Source organism: Rhodoferax sp. (assembly GCF_039922535.1).
Classification (GTDB): Bacteria; Pseudomonadota; Gammaproteobacteria; order Burkholderiales; family Burkholderiaceae_C; genus Rhodoferax_B.
The window spans coordinates 1-9,606 of record NZ_JBDTEM010000448.1 but is presented as its reverse complement, the minus strand read 5'-3'; the positions used below and the strand labels follow the sequence as shown (position 1 = coordinate 9,606).

General features: G+C 61.8%; 10 protein-coding genes, 3 tRNA genes and 1 pseudogene. 5 read left to right on the top strand and 9 right to left on the bottom strand.

The genetic code is table 11. The features are described from left to right. Positions 1 to 2: 2 nt before the first annotated feature. From ABI213_RS21335 to folC, 8 genes are all read right to left on the bottom strand, one after another. A tRNA-Asp gene (locus tag ABI213_RS21335) sits at positions 3 to 76 on the bottom strand. 57 nt (positions 77 to 133) lie between these two features. After that, positions 134 to 209 (bottom strand) — tRNA-Glu (locus ABI213_RS21330). Between the two features lie 49 nt (positions 210 to 258). Then, a tRNA-Ala gene (locus ABI213_RS21325) sits at positions 259 to 334 on the bottom strand. A gap of 81 nt (positions 335 to 415) precedes the next feature. Continuing rightward, positions 416 to 1,798: a glutamate--tRNA ligase gene (gene gltX, locus ABI213_RS21320; protein ID WP_348007605.1), complete on the bottom strand. Its 1,383-nt coding sequence runs from the start codon at positions 1,796 to 1,798 to the stop codon at positions 416 to 418. A 14-nt stretch (positions 1,799 to 1,812) separates the two neighbouring features. Further along, entirely contained in the window at positions 1,813 to 3,339 is a 1,527-nt protein-coding gene (gene purF, locus ABI213_RS21315; RefSeq protein WP_348007604.1) for an amidophosphoribosyltransferase, read from the bottom strand. 27 nt (positions 3,340 to 3,366) lie between these two features. After that, the gene (locus ABI213_RS21310) at positions 3,367 to 3,852 is read right to left on the bottom strand and encodes a CvpA family protein (RefSeq protein WP_348007633.1); all 486 of its coding nucleotides are present in this window, start codon (positions 3,850 to 3,852) and stop codon (positions 3,367 to 3,369) included. 12 nt (positions 3,853 to 3,864) lie between these two features. After that, the gene (locus ABI213_RS21305) at positions 3,865 to 4,596 is read right to left on the bottom strand and encodes an SPOR domain-containing protein (RefSeq protein WP_348007603.1); all 732 of its coding nucleotides are present in this window, start codon (positions 4,594 to 4,596) and stop codon (positions 3,865 to 3,867) included. An 11-nt stretch (positions 4,597 to 4,607) separates the two neighbouring features. After that, the gene (folC, locus tag ABI213_RS21300) at positions 4,608 to 5,897 is read right to left on the bottom strand and encodes a bifunctional tetrahydrofolate synthase/dihydrofolate synthase (protein ID WP_348007602.1); all 1,290 of its coding nucleotides are present in this window, start codon (positions 5,895 to 5,897) and stop codon (positions 4,608 to 4,610) included. A 174-nt stretch (positions 5,898 to 6,071) separates the two neighbouring features. Here folC and ABI213_RS21295 point away from each other — a divergent pair, with 174 nt between their 5' ends. The 3 genes from ABI213_RS21295 (at position 6,072) to ABI213_RS21285 (ending at position 7,512) form a co-directional block, all read left to right on the top strand. Further along, on the top strand, positions 6,072 to 6,425 hold the full coding sequence (locus ABI213_RS21295; protein ID WP_348007601.1) for an ArsC family reductase: 354 nt from the start codon (positions 6,072 to 6,074) through the stop codon (positions 6,423 to 6,425). A gap of 43 nt (positions 6,426 to 6,468) precedes the next feature. Beyond that, complete coding sequence (locus ABI213_RS21290) at positions 6,469 to 7,071, top strand: hypothetical protein (RefSeq protein ID WP_348007600.1); 603 nt, start codon at positions 6,469 to 6,471, stop codon at positions 7,069 to 7,071. A gap of 123 nt (positions 7,072 to 7,194) precedes the next feature. Further along, the gene (locus tag ABI213_RS21285) at positions 7,195 to 7,512 is read left to right on the top strand and encodes a pyrimidine/purine nucleoside phosphorylase (protein ID WP_348007599.1); all 318 of its coding nucleotides are present in this window, start codon (positions 7,195 to 7,197) and stop codon (positions 7,510 to 7,512) included. A 1-nt stretch (position 7,513) separates the two neighbouring features. Here ABI213_RS21285 and murB read toward each other — a convergent pair whose 3' ends face one another. Next, entirely contained in the window at positions 7,514 to 8,554 is a 1,041-nt protein-coding gene (gene murB, locus ABI213_RS21280; RefSeq protein ID WP_348007598.1) for a UDP-N-acetylmuramate dehydrogenase, read from the bottom strand. Between the two features lie 75 nt (positions 8,555 to 8,629). Between murB and ABI213_RS21275 the strand changes: the two genes are divergently transcribed. Together ABI213_RS21275 and ABI213_RS21270 are read left to right on the top strand one after the other, a co-directional pair. Further along, complete coding sequence (locus tag ABI213_RS21275) at positions 8,630 to 9,115, top strand: YajQ family cyclic di-GMP-binding protein (RefSeq protein WP_348007597.1); 486 nt, start codon at positions 8,630 to 8,632, stop codon at positions 9,113 to 9,115. 160 nt (positions 9,116 to 9,275) lie between these two features. After that, positions 9,276 to 9,606: pseudogene (locus ABI213_RS21270) on the top strand (TIGR02281 family clan AA aspartic protease); the annotation flags it as partial.

Sequence of the window (9,606 nt, the reverse complement as noted above, 5' to 3'; positions counted from 1 at the left end):
GGCGGAGTGGACGGGACTCGAACCCGCGACCCCCGGCGTGACAGGCCGGTATTCTAACCAACTGAACTACCACTCCTGGTAGATAGCTTTCGGCACACAGCTCTAACGAGCAACATACCCAAGCGCTACAACTTGGCGACCCTACGGGGATTCGAACCCCGGTACCTACCGTGAAAGGGTAGTGTCCTAGGCCTCTAGACGATAGGGTCAAAACCTTGGAACAACGTTATCAAAAATAACTTCCACACTTGAAATTAGTGGTGGAGGTAAGCAGGATCGAACTGCTGACCTCTTGCATGCCATGCAAGCGCTCTCCCAGCTGAGCTATACCCCCCAACTTAATTACCAACCTTGCTTTGCCTTGTAAGCGCTGCTTTGTTGTTAACCTTCCAAGCCTCAAATTATAGCGCGAGAATTACGATGTTTGCAAGCGCTGCAAAACTTTTTCGCGAGAACTTAAAAAAAGCACCACATCCAGCGAGGGCGTCTGGGCCGTTCCCATTACCAGTACCCGCACCGGCATGGCCAGTTGCGGCATCTTCAGGCCCTGCGCTGCCAGGACTTCCTTGATGGCCGCGGCGATGTTGGGCTTGTCCCAGACGCAGCCCGCCAACTTCTCGCGCAGCAAAGCCAGCGCGGGCTGGATGGCCGGCGTAACGTGCTGAGCCAGCTCGTCGGCTTTGGGCGTGACATCGGCGTAAAACGTAGCCGCCCAATCGGCCAGCACCACGGTGGTGTCGCAGCGGTCTTTGAACAGGCCGCAGATGGCAGGCAGGCGCTCATCGCCGCTAATGCCCTTGGCTTGCAGATGCACCGCCACCAGCTCCGCCAATGCGTCGTCGGCCATGGCTTTCAAATGCTGGGCATTGACCCAGCGCAGCTTGGCTTCGTCAAACTGCGCTGCGCTCTTGCCCAGGTGGTCCAGGTTGAACCACTGCAGGAATTGTTCGCGGCTGAAGATTTCGTCGTCGCCATGGCTCCAGCCCAGGCGGGCCAGGTAATTGACCATGGCATCGGGCAGGTAACCTTCTACGGCGTATTGCGTCACCGGCTTGGCACCGTTGCGTTTACTCATCTTCTCGCCCAACTCGTTCAGCACGGTGGGCAGATGGGCGTACACCGGCGGCTCTTTGCCCAGGGCGCGGAAGATATTGATCTGGCGCGGGGTGTTGTTGACGTGGTCGTCGCCCCGGATGACGTGGGTGATGTCCATGTCCAAGTCGTCCACCACCACGCAGAAGTTGTAGGTGGGCGTGCCGTCGGGGCGGGCAATCACCAGGTCGTCCAGCTCGTCGTTGCTGATCTCGATAAGGCCCTTGACCTTGTCTTCCCACACCACCGACCCGCCCTGCGGGTTCTTGAAGCGCAGCACGGGCTGCACACCTGCGGGAATAGGAGGCAGGGTTTTGCCGTCGGCGGGCCGCCAGGTACCGTCGTAACGGGGCTTTTCCTTGGCTTCCATTTGCGCGTCACGCAGGGCATCGAGCTCGGCTACCGACATGTAACAGGGGTAGACATGGCCAGCCGCCACCATATCGGCCAGCACGGCCTTGTAACGCTCCATGCGCTGCATTTGGTAGAAAGGGCCTTCGTCGTAGTTCAGGCCCAGCCACTGCATGCCTTCGATGATCACGTCCACCGCCACCTGGGTGGAGCGTTCCACGTCGGTGTCTTCGATGCGCAGAATGAAATCGCCACCGGTAGCGCGGGCAAAGGCCCAGGGGTACAGGGCGGAACGGATGTTGCCCAGGTGGATAAAACCGGTGGGCGATGGGGCGAAACGGGTGCGGGTCTTCATAACAATCTCAGAAATTAAGCATGTTCGGCATTCGGCAGGGCCAGGCGGGAGTTGTCGCCCCCCGACTCTTGCTCCACCGGGCGGTTGTCGCGCATGCGCTGGATATCGTCCCCAGTGATGTCACCGGTAACGTACACACCGTCAAAGCAAGAGGCATCGAAACCGCTGATAGGCATATTGGGCGAACCGGCTGTGGTGTCGGTGGCGGCCCAGATGGCGCGCTTCATGCCGTCCACATCCTGGTAAATCAGCGCATCGCAACCAATCAGCTCGCGAATTTGTTCCACCGTGCGGCCATGTGCCACCAGTTCGTCCTTGGTCGGCATGTCGATGCCGTAGACGTTGGGGAAACGCACCGGCGGCGCGGCGCTGGCCATGTAGACCTTGCGGGCACCGGCATCGCGGGCCATTTGCACGATTTCCTTGGAGGTGGTGCCGCGAACGATGGAGTCGTCCACCAGCAGCACGTTGCGGCCCTTGAATTCGCTGGCAATCGCGTTGAGCTTTTGGCGCACCGACTTTTTGCGCACTTCGTGGCCGGGCATGATGAAGGTGCGGCCCACATAGCGGTTTTTCACAAAACCTTCGCGGTACGGCAGGCCTAGCAACTGCGCCAACTGCATGGCGCTAGGGCGGCTGGACTCGGGGATGGGAATCACCACGTCGATGTCTTGCGGCGGCACGGTGGAAATCACCCGCTTGGCCAGGGTCTCACCCAGGTTCAGACGCGCCTGGTAGACCGAGATGCCGTCCATCACCGAATCAGGCCGGGCCAGGTAAACGTATTCAAAGATGCAGGGGTTCAGCGTGGGCGCATCAGCGCACTGCTGGGCATGCACATTGCCTTCCAGGTCGATGAACACCGCCTCACCGGGGGCCAGATTGCGCTCCAGGGTGTGCATGGTGCCTTCCAGGGCCACGGATTCGCTGGCGAACATCACCGAGCCAGGCGCGCGGCCCATGCACATCGGGCGGATGCCATACGGGTCGCGGAACGCCAGCAGGCCGTGGCCCGCGATAGAGGCGATGACGGCGTACGAACCACGGACTCGGCGGTGCACATTGCGCACGGCGGCAAACACGTCCATCGGTGACAGCGGCAGGCCACGGGTGGATTTCTCGATCTCGTGCGCCAACACGTTGAGCAGCACTTCGGAGTCGCTCTCGGTATTGATGTGGCGGTGGTCGGTATTGAACAACTCGGCCTTCAGCGCGTGGGCATTGGTCAGGTTGCCGTTGTGCACCAGCACGATGCCAAAGGGCGCATTGACGTAAAAGGGCTGCGCCTCTTCTTCGCTGTAGGCATTGCCCGCCGTGGGATAGCGCACCTGGCCCAGGCCGCAATTGCCCGGCAGGCCGCGCATGTCACGGGTACGGAACGCATCGCGCACCATGCCCTTGGCCTTGTGCATGAAGAACTTGCGGTCCAGCTGGGTGGCGATACCCGCCGCATCCTGGCCCCGGTGCTGCAGCAGCAGCAAGGCGTCATAGATCAACTGGTTCACAGGGGCGTTGCTGACAACTCCAACGATTCCACACATGGTTTATTCCCTAGCGAGTGACTTGCGTCATGGTAAAAATTTAGAAAAAGCCTCCGGCAACAGGGGCCGGGCGGTGTGCAGCACTTCGGTGACCACACCGGCGCTGCGAGATTCTTGCCACCATGCACCGTGGTGCATGCCGGTCAGGTGGACGACGACACCGCCGATCAACACCAAAATAACGCCGCGCAGCAGGCCAAACACAGCCCCCAGCACGCGGTCCACCGGTCGCAGGCCCACGGCCTGCACCAGCGTTTTAATCAAACGGGCCACCAGCCCGGCGGCAAACGCAGCCGCCACAAACACCAGCACAAATCCGGCCGCAAACCGCAGCGTGCCAGAGGCCGTACCCATGGGCAACTTGGCGGCCACGTCGGCGGCAAACCACTGTGCCGCCACAAAAGCCGCTATCCAGCCCAGCACCGACAACACCTCGTACACCAGCCCACGGAACGCGCCCAACAAAAAGGACGCGAACAAAATGCCCAGCACGGCCCAGTCCAGCAGGGCCACGGAAGCCAGCACTTACAAGGACAAGATCGAGGCGGACAAAGCCATGCCCTTGATCTTGTTGGCGGCTTTTTCGGCCTCGGTCTTGCTGGTGAACGGCCCCACCCGGACCCGGGTGCGCTGACCATCTTTGGTATCTACGACCTGGGTGTAGGTTTTCAAGCCCGCATGCTCCAGTTTCAGACGGGCTTCACGGGCTTTGTCGGCATCCGCAAAAGCACCCACCTGGACGATGAAACGGCCATCGCCTGCATCGGCAACGGCTTTGCCGTCCAATAGCGCGCGGGCTTTGGCCGCGTCGTCATCGGGCTTGTGGACGGGCTTGGATTCGGGTTTGACTTCAGGCTTGGGCTCTGGTTTGGCAGGCTTTTCGGGCTTAGCCACGGGCCGGGAGGGCACTACTTCTTCCTTGGGGTCCAAGCTGGATTCAGCCGACACCTTGGGCTCTTTGGCCTCCTTGGGGGGAGTGGTCACTGGCACCTCGGTTTCGACCGCTTTTTCGACCTTGACGACGTTCAGCGGCTTGACCTTGGCTTTGTCGGGGATGTCGATCGGGATATCGGACGCAATGGGGCGCGGCTGGGTGTCGAACAACAGCGGGAAACCGACCACGCCGACCAGCACCAGAAGAGCAGCACCGATGAGCCGGTGCCGGGCGCGGCGACGCATGCCGTCGATGGTTTCAGCGGGGCCTGCCGACTGTTCGTCGCCTTTGGAGCCGCTGGGGCGAAACTTGAAAAATGCCATGCTTTGGAGAGTCAAGAACCCATGTGTTTGGCAGTCAGCCGGGGAATACCGCCCTGGAGGACGCCGCCGACCGTATAAAACGAGCCAAAGACCACGATTCTATCAGCGGGGTCTGCGACAGCGATGGCCGCCTGCAGCGCCTGCATGGGGTCGGCGTGCACCGTGCTGGCCGCATCTTTACGGGTATTTTGGGCTTGCCACTGGGTTTGCAAGTGCGCTGCCGTGTCCGCGCGGGGGGTGGGCATGTCGGTGAAATACCAGCGGTCGATCAACGGACCGATGCGCGCCAGCATGGGCAGCAAGTCCTTGTCGGCCATGGCCCCAAACACCGCGTGGGTGGTGGGATAAAAGCCCATGGCATCCAGGTTGGCTGCCAGCGCCGCCACCGCGTGTGGGTTGTGCGCCACGTCCAGCACCAGGGTGGGCTGGCCAGGCACGATCTGGAAGCGGCCAGGCAGTTCGACCATCGACAAGCCCGTGCGCACCGCCTGGGCGGTGATGGGCAGCCGGTCGCGCAGCGCGGTCAGCGCCGCCAGCACACCAGAGGCGTTCATCAGCTGGTTGGCACCGCGCAGTCCTGGGTAGCCCAGGCCTGCGTAACGCCGCCCGCGCCCGGCCCAGCCCCACTGCTGCTTGTCGCCCGAGAAATTGAAATCTTCGCCAAAGCGCCACAGGTCGGCACCGATGGCCTGGGCGTGGTCCAGCACGCTTTGCGGCGGCACCGGGTCGCTGACCACCACCGGCTTGCCCGCGCGCATGATGCCGGCCTTCTCGAAGCCGATGGCTTCGCGGGTGGTGCCCAGAAATTCCATGTGGTCCAGGTCAATGCTGGTGATGATGGCGCAGTCGGTGTCGATGATGTTGACGGCATCCAACCGCCCGCCCAGGCCCACTTCCAGAATCGCCACGTCCAGCTTCGCTTCGGCCATCAGCGCCAAAATCGCCAGGGTAGAGAACTCGAAATAGCTTAAGGAAATATCGCCCCTGGCGCTCTCCACCGCTGCAAAGTGCGCTACAAAATCCGCAGCATCGGCAATTTCACCACCAATCCGGCAGCGCTCTTCAAAATGCACCAAATGCGGCGAGGTGTAGACCCCCGTGCGGTAGCCCGATTGCAGCAGGATGGCTTCCAGCATGGCGCAGGTGGAACCCTTGCCGTTGGTGCCCGCCACGGTGATGACCGGGCAGGTCAGCGCCAAGCCCATGCGCTGGGCCACGGTGCGCACGCGGTCCAAGCCGAGTTCGATGGTGGTGGGGTGTAGCCGCTCGCAATGCGCCAGCCAGTCGTTCAAAGTTTGCATAACCCCTATTGTCGCAAACGTCATCCACCCAACAACGGGCACAACGGCTCCCAGTCCAGGAACCCGTGGAACCGGCTTTGCCGGGCCACTAGGTTCGCCCCCTGCAAGGGGGTTGGCGAAGACACGTAGTGCGTAGCCTGGGGGTTAGCAATTACAGCAAACCATAATCTGGCCATGATTACCCTCTACGGCATCCCCAACTGCGACACGGTCAAAAAGGCCCGCGTCTGGCTCGACAGCCACGCCTTGCCCTATACCTTCCACGACTTCAAAAAAGCCGGTGTGCCCGCCGACCGGCTGGCGGCCTGGACCCAGGCGCTGGGCTGGGAGAAAGTGCTGAACCGCCAGGGCACCACCTGGCGCAAGCTGGACGCCGCTACCCAGGCCAGCGTGGTCGATGCGGCCAGCGCCCAGGCGGTGATGTTGGCGCACGCCAGCACAGTCAAGCGCCCGGTGGTGGAATGGGGCGGCGATGTCCTTACAGTGGGCTTTAGCCCGGATGCCTGGGCCGACAAGATTCCTGCTTAGTGCCTAGACTGGCTGGTCTTCCACTAAACCACCCAGTCACACCATGATCAAACACCTGATAGCCAGCTTGGCCCTGTGCAGCGCCAGCGCCCTCGTCTTCGCCCAGGCCACTGCACCCACCGTGCATTTGCGCGGCACCATTGAGAAGGTGGAAGCGGGCAGCATCACCCTCAAGGAGCGCAGCGGCGAAGTGGTGCAATTGGTGATGACACCTGCCACGCCGGTGTCCGAGGTTTTGCCGATTGCCCTGGCCGACATCAAAACCGGTAGCTTCATCGGCACGGCCGCCATGCCGCAGGCCGACGGCAGCCAACTGGCGCTGGAAGTGCTGGTGTTCCCCGAGGCCGCACGCGGCGCGGGCGAAGGCCATTACCCCTGGGATCTGCAGCCGCAAAGCACCATGACTAACGCCACCGTGGCCGATCTGGTGGCCTCGGGCGATGGCCGCACGCTGACGCTGAAATACAAAGACGGTGAAAAGAAGCTGCTGGTGCCCGCCAACGTGCCGGTGGTCACCTTTAAACCCGGCGATGCCAGCCTGCTGGTGCCAGGCGCCAAGGTGCTGGTAATGGCCCAAGAGGTAGGCGGCAAGCCCACCGCGCAGCGTATTCTGGCGGGCCGCAACGGCTTCACGCCGCCCATGTGAACACGTGCTCAGCCTCGTTAAAATCCGGGTACGCGTAGCTGAAAGTTTAGATAAAAAGTGCCACCAGCGCAGGCTCCACCTGCGCTGGCAGCTACATAACCCATAGCAAACCTGTTTTTGTCCATGACCACCACCCACATCCCCAGCGTCACCGTTACCACCCAAGCCAGCGTCTACTTTGACGGCAAATGCATTAGCCACGGCATCACCTTTGCCGATGGCACGAAGAAAAGCGTCGGCGTGATCCTGCCCGCCACGCTGACCTTCAACACCGGCGCACCCGAGATCATGGAAGGCGTGGGCGGAAGCTGCGAATACATGCTGGCCGGCACGGACGTGTGGGTCACTTCCGGCGAAGGCGAAAAGTTCAGCGTTCCCGGTAACGCCTCATTCCAAATCCGCGTGACAGCGCCGTACCACTACATTTGCCACTTCGGTTGATTTAAACGACCACCGGCTCTGGTTCGAGGCGGATTCCAAAGCGTTCATAGACACTGGTTTGGATGGCTTTGGCCAGCGTCATCACCTCGCCGCCCGTGGCAGGGTGCTCGGCACCGCCACGGTTCACCAGCACCAACGCCTGCTTCTCAAACACGGCGGCGTTGCCGACCGACTTGCCCTTCCAGCCACACGCGTCGATCAACCAGCCTGCGGCCAGCTTTACCGTGCCGTTGGCCAGCTGGTAATAGACCACGCGGGGCTCGCGGGCGATGATGTCGGCGCACTGCTCGGCGCTGACGGTGGGGTTCTTGAAGAAGCTGCCTGCGTTGCCCAGCACCTGTGGGTCGGGCAGTTTGGCGCGGCGGATCTCGCAAATCCAGTCGAATATCTGGCGCGCCGTGGGTGCGGCCACACCCGTTGCGGCCATCTTCTTTTCCAGATCGAGGTAACCGAGCACGGGTTTCCAGGCCTTGGGCAGATGGAAGCGGACGCGGGTGATCAGTGCCCGGCCTTCCAGGCCCATGCCACCTTGGTGCTTAAAGACCGAATCGCGGTAGCCAAACGCGCACTGGGCCGCGTTGAGCGTAAAGCTGTCTCCTGTGTGCAAATCCACCGCATCCAGCGCCTCAAACCGGTCTTGCAGCTCTACACCGTAGGCGCCGATGTTTTGCACCGGTGTGCCGCCCACAGTACCGGGAATGAGGGCCAGGTTTTCCAGCCCCCAGTAGCCCTGGTCCAGGGTCCAGGCCACAAAGTCGTGCCAGTTCTCTCCGGCACCGGCTTCCACAATCCAGGCTTTGTCGGTCTCTAGCACCAGGCGCTTGCCCGGCACTTCCACCTTGAGCACCACGGGTTTCACATCGCCAGTGATAACGATATTGCTGCCGCCGCCCAGCACAAACTTGGGCTGCGGCTGCAGCGTGGCATCGGCACGCAGCGCAAGCAGATCGGCCTCGCTGCGGATACGCACCAGGGTGTGGGCGCGGGCGTGGATGCCAAAGCTGTTGTAGCCGCGCAGGGGAACATTTTTCTCGATTAACATGGCCGGATTGTCCCACCGGGCGGCGGGCCATCTGCCATCAGGCCCCGAATCCGCCCCTATTTTCCCGAGAAAACCATGCCTTCATTCGATACCGTTTGCGAACCCGATCTGCCCAAAGTGCGCAATTCGGTAGACAACTCTGCCAAAGAAATTACCACCCGCTTCGACTTCAAGGGCACTGCGGCCAGCATCGAGCTGAAAGACAAGGAAATCACCCTTATCGGGGATGCCGAGTTCCAGCTGGACCAGATCATGGACGTGCTGACCAACAAAATGACCAAGCAAGGCGTGGACGTGAAGTTTCTGGACAAAGGCGACGTGCAGAAAATGGGCGGCGACAAGGTCAAGATCGTCGTCAAGGTGCGCAACGGGATTGAAACCGAGGTCGCCAAAAAGATCACGCGTGCCATCAAGGACAGCAAGCTCAAGGTCACCGCTGCCATCCAGGGCGACGCGGTGCGCATCACCGGGGCCAAGCGCGACGACCTGCAGGCGGCCATGGCGGTGATCCGCAAAGAAATCACCGACCTGCCCATCAGCTTCAACAACCAACGCGACTAACTATGGAACACCCCCAGGCTTGCCCACTTCGTGTGGCCGCCAACCCCCTTGCAGGGGGCAACACCAGCAGCCCGGCAAAGCCGGTTCTGCGGTGTTCTCGAAGGGGCGTTGCTTCGCTCGCCTGGGGAGTGTGTTGTATTCCCGTTGAGTTGTCGGTCTGATGAAAACCCGGTTTGCCATTGCCTTTGCGGCCTTGGTGGTCGGCTCCATCGCGGCAGCCCAAACCGTCGCCCTCAGCGGCATGATGGGCGGCAAGGCCTTGCTGCTGGTCGATGGCCGCGCCCCCAAAAGCGTGGCCCCGGGCGAAACCTATTTGGGTGTGAAGCTGGTGTCGGCCGCCAACGACGAGGCGGTGGTGGAGATTGCGGGCAAGCGCGCCACGCTGCACATGGGCGAGTCGCCGGTCAGCGTCAAAGGCAAAGGGGCGGGCAACAAGATCGTACTCACCGCCGATAGCCAGGGCCACTTCATCGGACCCGGCAAGATCAACG